At 68.0% G+C, this 12,994-nt stretch carries 9 protein-coding genes; 6 read left to right on the top strand and 3 right to left on the bottom strand.

The window, feature by feature from the left end; genetic code table 11:
- The first annotated feature begins 11 nt into the window (after nt 1-11).
- The 6 genes from ACNQVK_RS20875 to ACNQVK_RS20850 all read left to right on the top strand — a co-directional run bounded on the left by ACNQVK_RS20875 (nt 12) and on the right by ACNQVK_RS20850 (nt 9,321).
- Nucleotides 12-407: an NINE protein gene (locus ACNQVK_RS20875; RefSeq protein ID WP_276125432.1), complete on the top strand. Its 396-nt coding sequence runs from the start codon at nt 12-14 to the stop codon at nt 405-407.
- Entirely contained in the window at nt 397-810 is a 414-nt protein-coding gene (locus tag ACNQVK_RS20870; protein WP_418031025.1) for a DUF2752 domain-containing protein, read from the top strand. Before ACNQVK_RS20875 ends, ACNQVK_RS20870 begins: the two co-directional genes overlap by 11 nt.
- A gap of 85 nt (nt 811-895) precedes the next feature.
- The gene (gltB, locus tag ACNQVK_RS20865; RefSeq protein WP_418031024.1) at nt 896-5,464 is read left to right on the top strand and encodes a glutamate synthase large subunit; all 4,569 of its coding nucleotides are present in this window, start codon (nt 896-898) and stop codon (nt 5,462-5,464) included.
- Nucleotides 5,457-6,959, top strand: a complete 1,503-nt coding sequence (locus ACNQVK_RS20860; RefSeq protein ID WP_418031023.1) for a glutamate synthase subunit beta — start codon at nt 5,457-5,459, stop codon at nt 6,957-6,959. The genes gltB and ACNQVK_RS20860 overlap by 8 nt, the downstream gene beginning before the upstream one ends.
- Before the next feature lie 24 nt (nt 6,960-6,983).
- Nucleotides 6,984-8,402 carry a pyruvate kinase gene (gene pyk / locus ACNQVK_RS20855; protein WP_418031022.1) on the top strand — a complete coding sequence of 473 codons (1,419 nt, stop codon included), beginning with the start codon at nt 6,984-6,986 and terminating at the stop codon, nt 8,400-8,402.
- Nucleotides 8,403-8,448: 46 nt separating this feature from the next.
- Nucleotides 8,449-9,321, top strand: coding sequence for an acyl-CoA thioesterase II (locus ACNQVK_RS20850; RefSeq protein WP_273736350.1), 873 nt, complete (start codon nt 8,449-8,451; stop codon nt 9,319-9,321).
- 6 nt (nt 9,322-9,327) lie between these two features.
- On the opposite strand, the gene ACNQVK_RS20845 is transcribed toward ACNQVK_RS20850, so the two are convergent.
- The 3 genes from ACNQVK_RS20845 to cydD are packed head-to-tail and all read right to left on the bottom strand — an operon-like array spanning nt 9,328 to nt 12,968.
- Nucleotides 9,328-9,885 (bottom strand): DUF4190 domain-containing protein, encoded by a 558-nt coding sequence (locus ACNQVK_RS20845; RefSeq protein ID WP_276125426.1) that lies wholly within the window; start codon nt 9,883-9,885, stop codon nt 9,328-9,330.
- Nucleotides 9,886-9,895: 10 nt separating this feature from the next.
- Nucleotides 9,896-11,428 (bottom strand): ATP-binding cassette domain-containing protein, encoded by a 1,533-nt coding sequence (locus tag ACNQVK_RS20840; protein WP_418031021.1) that lies wholly within the window; start codon nt 11,426-11,428, stop codon nt 9,896-9,898.
- Nucleotides 11,415-12,968: a thiol reductant ABC exporter subunit CydD gene (gene cydD / locus ACNQVK_RS20835; RefSeq protein WP_418034241.1), complete on the bottom strand. Its 1,554-nt coding sequence runs from the start codon at nt 12,966-12,968 to the stop codon at nt 11,415-11,417. The genes ACNQVK_RS20840 and cydD overlap by 14 nt, the downstream gene beginning before the upstream one ends.
- Between the last annotated feature and the right edge of the window lie 26 nt (nt 12,969-12,994).

Raw genomic sequence — 12,994 nt, 5'->3', positions numbered from 1 at the left:
ATCCTGGTTGTATGACTGATCCATCTCAGTCCCCAGACCCGTTGGATGGACCGCAGCCGGCCAGCTTTCCGCCGCCTGCGGGATATCCGCCACCACCGGGCTACCCGCCCTATCCCTCTCCGTACGGGGATCCGGGCGCGCCGTACGGCCGCCACCCGATCACCGGTGAGCCGTTCTCCGACAAGTCCAAGGTGATCGCCGGGTTGTTGCAGTTGCTCGGCCTCTTCGGCCTGGTCGGGATCGGCCGTATCTACATCGGCGACACCAAGTTGGGTGTCATCCAGTTGATCGTGGGTCTGGCGACGTGCACCGTCGGCGCCATCATCTGGGGGATCATCGACGCCGTGCAGATCCTCACCGACAAGGTGCGTGACCCGTACGGGCGCCCGTTGCGCGATGGAACGTAGCGGCCGTACCACTACCTCGTCAGGGCGGTATTCGCTGCTGGCCGGGGGTGCGCTCGCGGCAGGCGCCCTCGCTTACATCGGTGTGGCCGATCCGCACCGTCCGGGCTTCTTGTTCCCGGGGTGCCCGTTCAAGGCCCTGACCGGGTGGGATTGCCCGGCCTGCGGCGGCCTGCGGATGACCCACGATCTGCTGCACGGTGACGTCGGTGCAGCGGTCGTCGACAACGTATTCGTCCTGGTCGGCCTTCCCGTCCTGGTGGTGTGGCTACTGGTGCGGTGGCGGCTGGGTAAGACGCTGTTCCCGCTGCCGGCGGTGGTGACGGTCGTGGTGACACTGGTGGTCTGGACAGTGGTGCGGAACCTGCCGGGCTTCCCGCTGGTCCCGACGTTAACTGCTCAGTAGTAGCCCACCTGCGCTGATACACTGAAAATTCGGGCCGGTGCAGTCCCGGGACCAGGATGTTCCGGACTTGCGGAGGTGCGATCAAGTGCTGTTCTCGGCATTGCCAGATGCGCAGGGGCTCTATGACCCCGCCAATGAGGCCGATTCCTGCGGCGTGGCCATGATCACCGATATCCAGGGCCGCCGTTCCCACAGCATCGTCAGTGACGGTCTGACCGCGCTCGAACACCTCGAACACCGCGGCGCTGCCGGGGCCGAACCCAACAGCGGTGACGGTGCCGGGATCCTGCTGCAACTGCCGGTCGAACTGCTGCGCGAGGTGGTCAACTTCGCCCTTCCGGGCCCGGCCGGGGACGGCAGCAACACCTTCGCCGCGGGCATCTGTTTCCTGCCGCAGGACGAGGACGCGCGCAGTGCCGCTCGCGCCCGCGTCGAGGCCTTGGCCGCGGAGGAAGGCCTTGAGGTTCTGGGCTGGCGCGCGGTGCCGGTGGATCCGGACGGCGCCGGAATCGGTTCGACTGCGCTGGGGTGTATGCCCCACATGGAGCAGCTGTTCGTCACGACACCGGATGCCGACGGGGGCCGGTCGGGCGGAATCGAGCTCGACCGCAAGGTTTATCCGCTGCGCAAGCGGGCCGAGCAGGGCACGGGAGCCGACGCGGTCTACTTCGCGTCGCTGTCCAGCCGAACCATCGTGTACAAGGGCATGCTGACGACAATGCAGCTGCCGCAATACTTTCCGGATCTGCGCGACGATCGCTGCATGAGCGCGATCGCGATCGTGCACAGCCGGTTCTCCACGAACACCTTCCCGTCCTGGCCGCTGGCGCATCCGTTTCGGTTCGTCGCGCACAACGGTGAGATCAACACCGTGCGGGGAAACCGCAACCGCATGCACGCCCGCGAGGCGCTGCTCGCCAGCGCGCGGATTCCCGGTGACCTGAGCCGTTTGTCGCCCATCTGTACCGCGGACGCCTCCGACTCGGCGTCGTTCGACGAGGTACTCGAGCTTCTGCACCTGGGCGGGCGCGATCTGCCGCACGCAGTGCTGATGATGATCCCGGAGGCGTGGCAGAACGCCACCACCATGGACGCGGCGGAGCGTGCGTTCTGGAAGTTCCACGCCTCGCTGATGGAGCCGTGGGACGGGCCTGCGTGCGTCACCTTCACCGATGGCACCGTGGTGGGAGCCGTTTTGGACCGCAACGGCTTACGACCGGGCCGCTGGTGGCGCACGGTCGACGACCGGGTGATCCTGGCCAGTGAAAGCGGTGTGCTCGACGTACCGTCGGGCGAGGTCGTCGCCAAGGGCCGCCTGCAGCCCGGCAAGATGTTTCTGGTCGACACCGCCGCCGGGCGCATCGTCCCCGACGACGAGATCAAGGAACAGCTGGCCGCGGCCGAACCCTACGGTGAGTGGCTGCACGCCGGACTGCTGGATCTCAGCACCTTGCCCGAACGGTCCCGTATCCAGCCGAATCACGATTCGGTGGTGCGCCGGCAGATCGCCTTCGGCTACACCGAAGAGGAACTGCGCATCCTGCTGACGCCGATGGCGGCCTCGGGCGGTGAGCCGCTCGGTTCGATGGGCACCGATACTCCCGTCGCGGTGCTCTCCAAACGCTCACGGCTGCTGTACGACTACTTCATCGAACTGTTCGCCCAGGTGACCAACCCGCCGCTGGATGCCATCCGCGAAGAGGTGGTCACCTCGATGGCCCGTGTCATGGGGCCCGAGGAAAACCTGTTGGAGCCCTCGGCAGCCTCGTGTCGCCAGATCGTCCTGCGGTGGCCGGTGCTCGACAACGACGAGCTGAGCAAGATCGTCCACATCAACGACGACGGCGAGCATCCAGGTCTGCGCACCACGGTGCTGCGCGCCCTCTACGACGTCGAGCGCGGTGCCGAAGGGCTGGCCGAAGCGCTCGATGACCTCCAGATGAGGGCCACCGAGGCCATTGCCAAAGGTGCTCGCACACTCGTGATCTCCGATCGGGATTCCGACCACACCAGGGCCCCGATCCCGTCGCTGCTGGCGGTCTCGGCGGTGCACCACCACCTGGTGCGCACCAAGGAGCGGACCAAGGTGGCGCTCGTGGTGGAAAGCGGCGATGCCCGCGAAGTCCATCACATCGCGATGCTCATAGGGTACGGCGCCGCCGCGGTCAATCCCTATCTCGCCTTCGAGTCGATCGAGGACCTGATCCGTGAGGGTGAGCTGACCGGCATCGAAACCGCCACCGCCGTGCGCAATTACGTCAAGGCGCTGGGCAAGGGCGTGGTCAAGGTGATGAGCAAGATGGGCATCTCCACGGTCGCTTCCTACACCGCGGCACAGGTTTTCGAGGCGATCGGGCTGAGTCGCGACGTCGTCGACCAGTACTTCACCGGCACCAGCAGCCAGCTGGGCGGCGTCGGGCTGGACGTGCTGGCCGAGGAGGTCAAGCTGCGTCACCGGCGTGCCTACCCGGAGAACCCGACCGAGCGGGTGCACCGTCGCCTCGAGGTCGGCGGTGAGTACGCATTCCGCCGGGAGGGCGAGCTGCACCTGTTCACCCCGGAAGTGGTGTTCCTGCTGCAGCATTCGACCCGGACCGGGCGCCGCGACATTTTCGCCAAGTACTCCGAGGAGGTCGACCGGCTGTCCCGGGAGGGCGGGACGTTGCGCGGCCTGTTCGATTTCAAGAAGGGGCTGCGGCCCCCGGTCCCGTTGGAGGAGGTCGAACCGGTCGAGGCGATCGTGACCCGGTTCAACACCGGGGCCATGAGCTATGGGTCCATCTCGGCGGAGGCTCACGAGACCATGGCGATCGCCATGAACAGCCTCGGTGGGCGGTCCAACAGTGGTGAGGGCGGTGAGGATGTGGACCGGCTCTACGATCCGCGCCGGCGCAGCGCCGTCAAGCAGGTCGCCTCCGGCCGCTTCGGCGTCACCAGTGACTATCTGGTGAACGCCACCGACATCCAGATCAAGATGGCCCAGGGCGCCAAACCTGGTGAGGGCGGCCAGCTTCCGGGATACAAGGTGTACCCCAACATCGCCAAGACCCGGCACTCCACGCCCGGGGTGGGGCTCATCTCGCCGCCTCCGCACCACGACATCTATTCGATCGAGGATCTCGCCCAGCTGATCCACGATCTGAAGAACGCCAATGCCGACGCGCGGATCCACGTGAAGCTGGTCAGCAGTGTCGGGGTCGGCACGGTGGCGGCCGGGGTGTCCAAGGCGCACGCCGACGTGGTGCTGATCTCCGGGTATGACGGCGGTACCGGGGCGGCGCCATTGACCTCGCTCAAGCACGCCGGGGCGCCGTGGGAGATCGGGCTGGCCGATACCCAGCAGACGTTGGTTCTCAACGGTTTGCGGGATCGGATCACTGTGCAGTGCGACGGCGGCATGCGCAGCGCACGCGATGTGATCGTGGCCGCGCTGCTCGGTGCCGAGGAGTTCGGTTTCGCCACCGCACCGCTGGTGGTGGCGGGCTGCATCATGATGCGGGTCTGTCACCTGGACACCTGCCCGGTCGGTGTGGCCACACAGAACCCCGAATTGCGGGCTCGGTTCAACGGCAAGCCCGAGTTCGTGGAGAACTTCTTCACCTTCATCGCCGAGGACATCCGCCGGTATCTGGCCGAGCTGGGATTCCGCAGCATCGACGAGGCGGTCGGCCACGCCGAGGTGCTCGACACCGATCCCGGTGTGGCGCACTGGAAGAGTCGCGGCCTCGATCTGAGCCCGATCTTCGCGCTACCGACCGATTCCGACGGGGCCGTGCTCACCCAGCGGCGGCGGGTTCGCGATCAGGACCACGGGCTCGACCAGGCACTCGATCAGACCCTCATCCAACTCGCCGAGGGTTCGCTGGAGGATGCCCATCCGGTTCGGCTTGAGCTGCCCGTGCGCAACGTCAACCGCACGGTGGGCACCCTGCTGGGGTCGGAGGTCACCCGTCGCTACGGCGCGGCAGGATTGCCCGACAACACCATTCACATCACGTTGACCGGCTCGGCCGGCCAGTCGATCGGAGCCTTCCTGCCGCCGGGAGTCACGCTGGAACTGATCGGTGACGCCAACGACTACGTGGGCAAGGGGCTATCGGGTGGACGGGTGATCGTACGGCCGCCCGATGACGTGTTGTTCCTACCCGAGGACAACGTGATCGCCGGCAACACCCTGCTCTACGGCGCCACCTCGGGTGAGGTGTTCCTGCGGGGCCGGGTCGGCGAACGGTTCTGCGCCCGCAATTCCGGGGCCTTGTCCGTCGTCGAGGGCGTGGGCGACCACGCGTGCGAGTACATGACGGGTGGCCGGGTGGTGATCCTGGGCAAGACGGGACGCAACCTGGCGGCCGGCATGTCCGGCGGCATCGCCTTCGTGCTCGGCCTGGACCCGGCCCGGGTCAACACCGAGATGGTGCAACTGCAGCAGTTGGAGGCCGAGGACCTGACCTGGCTGCACGACGTGGTCGCCGCCCATGCGCGCCACACCGGCAGCACGCTGGCCGCCTCGCTCCTGGCCGACTGGCCCAGGCGCAGTGCGCAATTCACCAAAGTAATGCCCACCGACTACCAGCGTGTGCTGCAAGCGACCCGGATGGCCAAGGCCGAGGGACGCGATGTGGACAGCGCGATCATGGAGGCCAGCCGTGGCTGATCCGACCGGATTTCTTCGGGTACCCAAGATCGAGGCCGCCAAGCGGCCCGTCGAGGAACGTGTGGGGGACTGGCGCGAGGTATACGAGCGTGAGGATCCCAACGAGCGCGCCGGGGAGGTGGCGCAGCAGGCGCGTCGCTGTATGGATTGCGGGATCCCGTTCTGCCACTCCGGCAAGGCCGGCTGCCCGTTGGGCAACCTGATCCCGGAATGGAATGACTTGGTGCGGCGGGGCCGCTGGGACGCGGCCAGCGATCGTCTGCACGCCACCAACAACTTCCCGGAGTTCACCGGGCGGCTGTGCCCGGCGCCATGTGAGTCGGCGTGCGTGCTGTCGATCGCCCAGGAGCAGACCGGCGGCAGCGTGACGATCAAGCGGATCGAGCAGACGATCGCCGATCACGCCTGGATGAACGGCACGGTCGAACCTCAGCCGGCCGCGATCTCCACCGGCAAGAGCGTCGCCGTCGTCGGGTCGGGCCCGGCGGGTTTGGCTGCCGCACAACAACTCACCCGCGCGGGCCACGAGGTCACGGTCTACGAGCGCGATGACCGGGTGGGTGGGCTGCTGCGCTACGGCATCCCCGAGTACAAGCTCGAGAAGTCGGTTCTCAATCAGCGACTGGCCCAGATGCGTGCCGAGGGCACGCGATTCGTCACCGAATGCGAGGTCGGCGTCGATCTCACAGTCGAGCAGCTGCGCCAGCGCCATCAGGCGGTGGTGCTGGCGGTCGGTGCGCTACGAGGTCGCGACAACGAGGTGCCAGGCCGGGAACTCGATGGTGTGCACCTGGCCATGGAACACCTGGTGCCGGCCAACCGGGAGTGTGAGGGCGACTCGTCCACACCCATCTCGGCGGCGGGCAAACACGTGGTGATCATCGGTGGCGGTGACACCGGCGCCGACTGCCTGGGCACCGCGCACCGGCAGGGCGCGGCCACGGTGACTCAGCTCGACTACAACGCCGAGCCGCCCGAGACCCGGGACGACGACCTCTCGCCGTGGCCCACATGGCCATTGGTGCTGCGGACCTCCCCGGCACACGCCGAAGGCGGCGCCCGCCGCTTCGAGGTGGCGGTGCAGCGATTCATCGGCGACGACAACGGCCATGTGCGGGCCATCGAGATCGCCGAGGTCCGGGTGTCCAGGGACGCCCAGGGGCGCCGTGAGATCACCCCGGTGGGCGAGTCGTTGCAGATTCCCTGCGACCTGGCGCTGCTGGCGATCGGGTTCGAGGGCGTCGAGCACATGGCGTTGCTCGACGGGTTGGACCTGAAACTGACCCGGCGCGGCACCGTGTCCTGTGGTTCGGACTGGCAGACCGACGCTCCGGGGGTGTTCGTGTGCGGCGACGCGCACCGGGGTGCCTCGCTGGTCGTGTGGGCCATCGCCGAGGGCCGCAGCGCGGCGCATGCGGTCGACGCATACCTGATGGGCGAGTCGGATCTGCCGGCCCCGGTGCGGCCCGGGACGCTCCCACTAAGCGTCGTCTGAATCGATCAACTAGACTGGCACGACGTGAGCAGACGCGGAAAGATCGTTTGTACGCTTGGCCCGGCTACCAGCACGGATGAGACGGTGCGGGCCCTGGTGGAGGCCGGTATGGATGTCGCCCGGCTGAACTTCAGCCACGGTGACTACACCGACCACGAGGCCGCCTACAAGCGGGTGCGGGCGGCATCGGATGCCACCGGCCGCGCCGTGGGTGTGCTCGCTGATCTGCAAGGACCCAAGATCCGGCTGGGACGCTTCGCCGATGGTCCCACCTACTGGGCGGCCGGCGAGTCGGTGCGGATCACCGTCGACGACTGTGAGGGCACCCACGACCGGGTGTCGACCACCTACAAGCGGTTGGCCCAGGATGCCCGGCCAGGGGACCGGGTCCTCGTCGACGACGGCAACGTCGGTCTGAAGGTCGATGAGATCGACGGCACCGATGTGGTCTGCACGGTCACCGAGGGCGGCCCGGTCAGCAACAACAAGGGCATGTCCCTGCCCGGGATGAACGTCACGGCACCGGCGCTCTCAGAGAAGGACATCGAGGATCTCGAGTTCGCGCTGCGCCTGGGCGTTGATCTCATCGCACTGTCGTTCGTCCGTTCGCCCGCCGACATCGAACTCGTCCATGAGGTGATGGACCGGGTCGGCCGGCGCGTTCCGGTGATCGCCAAGCTGGAGAAGCCGGAGGCCGTCGAAAACCTCGAGGCGATCGTGCTGGCGTTCGACGCGATCATGGTCGCCCGCGGTGACCTCGGCGTCGAACTGCCGCTGGAGGAAGTGCCGCTGGTCCAGAAGCGCGCCATCCAGATGGCAAGGGAGAACGCGAAACCCGTCATCGTCGCCACCCAGATGCTGGAGTCGATGATCGAAAGCTCCCGGCCCACCCGGGCCGAGGCCTCCGACGTCGCCAACGCCGTCCTCGACGGCGCTGACGCGGTGATGCTCTCCGGGGAGACCTCGGTCGGCAAGTATCCGCTGGAGGCCGTCAAGACGATGGCCCGCATCATCAAGGCGGTCGAGGACAACTCGGTGACGGTGCCGCCACTGACCCACACCCCCCGCACCAAGCGCGGCGTCATCTCCTACGCGGCCCGCGATATCGGTGAGCGGCTCGATGCCAAGGCGCTGGTGGCGTTCACCCAGTCCGGGGACACCGTCCGCCGCCTGGCCCGGCTGCACACCCCGCTTCCGGTCCTGGCGTTCACGGCGCTTCCCGAGGTGCGCAGCCAGCTGGCGCTCACCTGGGGCACCGAGACGTTCATCGTGCCGCAGATGGCCAGCACCGACGACATGATCCGGCAGGTCGACAAGTCGCTCCTGGATCTGGGCCGCTACAAGCGCGGTGAGCTGGTGGTCATCGTCGCGGGCGCCCCTCCGGGCACAGTAGGCTCCACGAATCTGATCCACGTGCACCGCATCGGGGAGGACGACGTCTAGCGGTCCTCAGCCGGAGAGCGCCCGCAAAGATTTCGAAAGGCATTCCTTGACACACCCGGATTTCGAGGAGCTGCTGGCTGTTCTCGATCTGAATCGCGTCGACGACAATCTGTTCATCGGTTCGCATCCGAGCAAGAACCCGGTGCGCACCTTCGGTGGGCAGATGGTCGCGCAGGCTTTCGTCGCCGGCGGCCGCACGCTGGAACACAAACTCGCCCCGAGTGCGTTGAATGCGCACTTCATCGCCGGTGGCGATCCGGAGAAGGATCTGGAGTTCCACGTCGTGCGGCTGCGCGACGAGCGCCGGTTCGCCAACCGCCGCGTGGATGTCATGCAGGACGGCAACCTGCTGACCACGGTGATGCTGTCCTACATGAACGCCGGCCGGGGGCTGGAGCACAGCGTGCCCGCACCGGAGGTTCCACATCCGGACACGCTGCCCAAGATCGATGAACTGCTGCGCGGCTATGAGAAGACGGTGCCGTTGTTCGTCGAGGCGTTGCGCCCGATCGAATGGCGGTACACCAACGATCCGTCCTGGGTGATGCGTGACAAGGGCGGCAAGCTCGATCACAACCGGGTGTGGCTCAAGACCGAAGGCGTGATGCCCAGCGATCCCGTGCTGCACGGTGCGGCCCTGGTCTATTCCTCGGACACCACGGTGCTCGATTCGATCATCACCACCCACGGGCTGTCCTGGGGGTTCGACCGGATCTTCGCGGTGACGATGAACCACTCGGTGTGGTTCCACCGGCCGATCAAGTTCGACGAGTGGGTGCTGTACTCCACCACGTCGCCGGTCGCGGCGGAATCCCGCGGGCTGGGCACCGGACACTTCTTCGACGCCTCGGGCCACCTGCTGGCGACGGTGGTGCAGGAAGGCATCGTCAAGTACTTCCCCGATACCGCCAGGTCGTGAGACCGCTCAGCGGGTAGGCGTCGGCGTCACGCCGAACGAATCCTCGACCCGTCGCTCGAATTCCTGCTCGCACTGCTGCTGGGCCGCGGTGTCGTCGCCCGCGCGCTGCAGGCACTCCACGTAGTCGTGGCCGCCGACGTCGTTGAACCATCGTTCACCGAAGTGCACCCAGATGCCGATGAACACCAGCGACAACACACAGGCGATGGCGCCGAGCACGATCCCGGAGACGGCGACGCCGCCATTGGTGGCCTCGCCGCGTCGGCTGCGTCCTTGGCCGAGGAATCCGAGGATCACGGCGGTGACGCCGAAGATCAGCCCGCCGATCACCGACCACGTCAACAGCAGGGCGAAGATCGCGATCACGAGCGCCGCGATGCCCAGGCCGTTGGCGGGGCCGCGTTGGATGGGTTGCATCGGGTACCCGCCGTACGGCGGCGGGGCCGGCGGGTAGGCCCCGGGATATGCGCCCGGCGGCGGCCCGTACGGGTACGCCGGTGGCGGGGGAGGTCCGGCCGGCTGTGGCTCGTCAGACCCGGGCGGGTTGGATCGCTCGTCGGTCATGTCTGTGAGGTTACTCGCTGATCGCTGCGCCGGGTTGTGGGCAACGGACGACGGGACAGTCGAGCGTGTCGGGAAGATGGTGAGTGGCCACGACGACGGCCCGCTCGCCGGCGAACCAACCACCCGGAGTGAGGATTTCGGCAAGGATTCGTTGGCCGTCGGCGGCGTCGAGGTTCTCGGTCGGCTCATCGAGCAGGACGACGGAGAAATCTGACAGCAGCACCCTGGCCAGGAGCAGCCTTCGCCGCTGTCCGGCCGACACGGCGGTGTGGCCGCCTTCGAGCACGGTCGACAACCCCTCGGGCAGGCCGGCCAGCCAGTCGGCGAGGCCGACACGCTGCATCGCGGAGAGCAGTTCCGTATCGGTGGCGTCCCCGCGGACCACGAGCAGATTGTCCCGGACAGTGGTCTCGAAGATGTGCGCGTCTTCGGCGAAAAAGGCTGCACACCTGGAACTTCCGTTGAGCTTGTCGGCCAGTGCCATGAGCAGGGTGGTCTTGCCCGAGCCACTGGGGCCGACGACGGCGAGCCGCCCCCCGGCGGGCAGATCGACCGGGAAGGCCGGTGGCCGCCGGCGGGCCGCGGGGTCGCTTTCGGTGAGTTCGAGGAGACGCCGTGCGGCGATGCGGGCCCTGGTGAGCCCGACGGCGGCGTCGGGGAGAGTGGTGGTCGCCTCGAAGGCCGACAACGGCAACAGCATCAGGATGGCGAGGGTGGTCGGCGCGGTCGTGGGAGCCAGTGCGATGCCGGCGATGACGGCGCCCAGCACGCTGGCGCCGATGGCGATGCTGGGCATGGCAGCGGCCAGCGCTGCCGGGGTCGCGGCGCGGTCGGCGGCGCGCCCCCAGTCGCGGTGGTGGCGCTCAGCCGTGGCGATCACCCCGTCGAGCCGTCCGCTCACCCGCAACTCGGGGGCGTACTCGAGGGCCAGCATCGTCGCGGAATCGCGGTCGCCACGGTGTTGAACCGCAACGGATTCCGCGGCGGCCACCGCGCGGGCCGAGAGAGCGGGGGCCACCACTCCGGCGATCAGCAGGCACAGTCCCAATACGGCGGCGGCGCTCGGTGAGATGAGTGCGATGACGCCGACGGAGATGCAGCTGAGCACCGTGGCGACCACGATCGGCAACACCGAGCGCACCACCACATCGGCCAGTTCATCGACGGAACTCCCGACCCGGGCCACCAATTCACCACTGGGCAGCCGCATCGCGTCGTCCTCAGGTCCCGTGGCGAGCTTGCGGTAGAGCCCGGTGCGGGCGTTGGCTGCCGCCCGCAGTGCCGTGTCGTGAGCGGCCAGTCGCTGGCAGTAGCCGAGGACACCGCGTGAGATGCCCAGCGCGCGTACCGCAACGACGGCCACGGACAGGTCCAAGATCGGGGGCATCTGCCAGGCGCGGGTGATCAACCATGCCGAGACACCCGCCAGGGCCAAGGCGCTACCGAGCGACAGCACGCCGAGAACGCCGGCCAGGATCAGCCGGCTCAGCCGGGGGCGGAGCAGCTCCAGTGTCAGCCGCAGCAACGGATCACGACGAAACATGAACGGCACCAATCGTGATCACCCGATCGCCGATGGCCAGTATCGGGTCCCGGTGCCCGACCACCACGACCGTCGCGCCGGCCTGTGCCCGTGCGACGACGGCCCGCAGCACCCGCTGCTCCAGGGCGGCGTCCAGGTGGGCGGTGGGCTCGTCGAGCAGCAGCAACCGCGCGGACGACCCGAGGGTGCGGGCGAGTCCCAGCCGCTGTCGCTGGCCCAGGGACAAACCGACGCCGGTGCGACCGATCTGGGTGTCGAGGCCGTCGGGAAGATCGTCGAGAACGTCGTCGAATCCGGCGTCGCGGCAGGCTCGGTCCAGGTCCGCCAGTGGTCCCAGCAGCTCCAGGTTTTCGCGGACGGTTCCGGGGATGAGGACCGGACGGTGGGGAAGCCAGGCGATACTGTGCCACCACGTCGTCAGATCCAGGTCGGCGACATCGACGCCGTCGACCCGCACCGGTCCCGATGGCAGCGCCGTCAAGCCGAGAATGGCTTGTAGCGCAGTGGATTTTCCGGCCCCGTTGGGTCCCGTCAGCACGGTGACCCGGCCGGGTTCGATCGCCGGGCCCAGACCGTCCAACTCGATTGTCGGTGCGGAGTTCGGCACCCGGACGCCACCTTGGGCCGGCGCGTGCGTCTCGCACAGCCGAAAAGCTTGTTCCGCGGCGGTTTTGCCGTCCTGCGCGGCGTGAAAGGCCGCGCCCACCCGGCGCAACGGCCAGAACACCTCGGGGGACAGCAGCAGGACCGTCAGCCCGGCCGCGAGGGTCATCTCGCCGTATACCAGCCGCAGACCGACACTCACCGCCACCAGGGCCACGCCGAGGGTGGCCAGCAGCTCCAGCACCAATGAGGACAGGAACGCGATCCGTAGCGTTGCCATCGCCGAGCGGCGATGCGCAGCAGCCAGTTCGGTGATCCGCTGCACCGATCCGGCGGCCCGGCCGAGGGCGCGCAGTGTCGGGATGCCTGCCACCAGATCGAGCAGCCGGGCCTGCAGCGTGGTCATCGCTGCCAGGGAGGCGGCCGAGCGCTCGGCGGTGACCAGGCCGATCAGCACCATGAAGATCGGGATCAGGGGCAGCGCGATCACCACGATCGCGGCGGCCTGCAGGTCGTAGCAGGCCATCACCACCACCGCCACCGGAGTGAGGACCGCGGCCTGCACCACCGCGGGCAGATAGCCGGTGAAGTAGGGGCGCAGGCCGTCCAGGCCCCGGGTCACCACTGCCGCAGCGGCATCACGGTCTGCCGCCAATCGCCTTGGCGGCAGGGAGGTCACCGACCGCAGTACCTGACTGGACAACTCACCGATCACCGCGGTCGCGCCGCGCTGCGACAGCCGGCCCTGGAGCCAGTGCGCGGCTGCGCGCAGAACCCAGAGCGCAGACAGCGTGACAATGGCCGCACCGTGGCGGGCCGCCGAGCCCGGATCGGTGACGATTCCGGCGACGATGTGTGCCAGCACAACGGCTGCGGCGATCGTGCTGACGCTGATGGTTATGCCGCACCCTACTGTCGCCAGGAGGTGGCGCCGCAGTGCCGCCGTCGATCCGGTGGCGCCGC

The sequence above is a fragment of the Mycobacterium sp. 134 genome (assembly GCF_048282715.1).
Lineage (GTDB): Bacteria > Actinomycetota > Actinomycetes > Mycobacteriales > Mycobacteriaceae > Mycobacterium > Mycobacterium septicum.
The sequence above is the reverse complement of the archived record's forward strand: the minus strand, read 5'-3'. Positions and strand labels throughout refer to the sequence as shown.

Bases quoted from the DNA above. Each gene is read 5' to 3' on its own strand.
- ACNQVK_RS20875 (WP_276125432.1), top strand. From the start codon at position 12: ATGACTGATCCATCTCAGTCCCCAGACCCGTTGGATGGACCGCAGCCG.
- ACNQVK_RS20870 (WP_418031025.1), top strand. From the start codon at position 397: ATGGAACGTAGCGGCCGTACCACTACCTCGTCAGGGCGGTATTCGCTG.
- ACNQVK_RS20845 (WP_276125426.1), bottom strand. From the start codon at position 9,885: ATGACCGACGAGCGATCCAACCCGCCCGGGTCTGACGAGCCACAGCCG.
- ACNQVK_RS20840 (WP_418031021.1), bottom strand. From the start codon at position 11,428: ATGTTTCGTCGTGATCCGTTGCTGCGGCTGACACTGGAGCTGCTCCGC.